At 67.2% G+C, this 1,543-nt stretch carries 1 protein-coding gene; it reads left to right on the top strand.

Annotation, left to right across the window (positions count from 1 at the left end; translation table 11 throughout):
• The coding region (locus tag HW556_RS18310) for an amidohydrolase family protein (protein WP_176901556.1) at positions 1-1,379 on the top strand (1,379 nt) is incomplete at its 5' end.
• Positions 1,380-1,543 lie beyond the last annotated feature (164 nt).

The raw sequence follows: 1,543 nt of genomic DNA, 5'->3' as shown, positions 1-1,543 counted from the left end.
CCACCCCGCCCGCCACTACAACCTACGATTTGGTCATCACCCACGCCAACGTGGTAGACGTGGAAACCGGCACCATCCGACCCGACCAGACGGTGGCCGTAGCCGGGGGCGTCATCCGCCAGCTCGGAGCCACCACGGCCAGCACCCCGCGGGCCACCCGCACGCTCGATGCTCAGGGACGCTACCTCATGCCGGGCCTCTGGGACATGCACGTGCACTTTCGGGGCGGCGACTCACTGGTAAACGCCAACCGCAACCTGCTGCCCCTGTACCTGGCCCACGGCATCACGACGGTGCGCGACGCGGGCGGCGACCTGACTCCGGCCGTGCGGCAGTGGCAACGGCAGATTACGGCCGGCCAGCTGGCGGGCCCCACCATCTTCACCTCGGGTCCTAAGATTGACGGACCGGGCGCGTTCTGGGCCGGCTCGCTGGAAGTGCAAACGCCCGCCCAGATTGGCCGCGCCCTCGATTCTTTGCAGGCGCTGAAGGTGGATTACGTGAAGATTTACGAGAGCACGATTTCGCGCGAGGCCTTTTTGGGCACCATCGCGCAGGCCGAAAAGCGAGGAATGCGCACCACCGGCCACATGCCCTACACCGCCACGCTGGCCGAGGCCGCCGCCGCCGGCCTCGACGCCTCCGAGCACCTTTACTACGTGTTCAAAGCTTGCTCCAACCGCGAAGACAGCATCACGGCAGCTATCCGCCAGAGTCAGGGTACCGCGAAACCCATCGGGCTGTTTGCGGCCCTGCCGACCGTATACCGCACCTACGACCCGGCCACCGCCGCCCGCACCTTTCGCATGCTGGCCGAGCGGCGCACGGCCGTGGTGCCCACGCTCTACATTCAGCAGCTGCTGGCCGATTTGCCCACCACCGACCACTCCCGCGACTCGCTGCTGGCCTATATTGACCCGCAAATTGAGGCCACTTACGCCCGACGGCTGGCCGGGGCCCGGCAGCAGTCGGCCGCTACCCGGGCGTTCAACCAGCAGCTCGGCGCCCGGTTCCGCAGCCTGATTCCGGGCATGCAAAAGGCCGGCGTGCTGCTGTTGGCCGGCTCCGACAGCGGGGCCTCCAATTCCTACGTCTACCCCGGAGCCTCACTGCTCGGCGAGCTCGACCAGCTAGTAAGCGCCGGCCTCACGCCCGCTGAAGCCCTGCGCACGGCCACTATCAACGGAGCCCGCTTCTTTGGGGTCGAAGCCACGGCCGGCTCCATCGCCGCCGGCAAAGCGGCCGATTTGCTGCTGCTCGAACGCAACCCGCTGACCAACCTATCGGCCCTGCGCGGCCCGCACACTGTGGTGGCGCGGGGCCGGGTGTATTCGGCCGCCGAGCTGCGCCAGCAGATGCAAGCCGTGAGGCGGCGGTAGCGGCGGGCGGGCCGCTTGAAACCTCTCCGTGCCAGTTGGGTTTGGGTTGAATAATCAACCCAAGTTACGGAGAACGACGTAGGGGCGGGGTGTGTGCCCGCCCCCCGATGCCCAGTACTATTGAACAGGGGGGAAAAGCCCGTAACACCTCGTTCTAGCGGCGG

It is taken from the genome of Hymenobacter terrestris (assembly GCF_013377905.1).
Taxonomy (GTDB): Bacteria; Bacteroidota; Bacteroidia; order Cytophagales; family Hymenobacteraceae; genus Hymenobacter; species Hymenobacter terrestris.
This window is presented reverse-complemented; position numbering and strand designations above follow the sequence as displayed.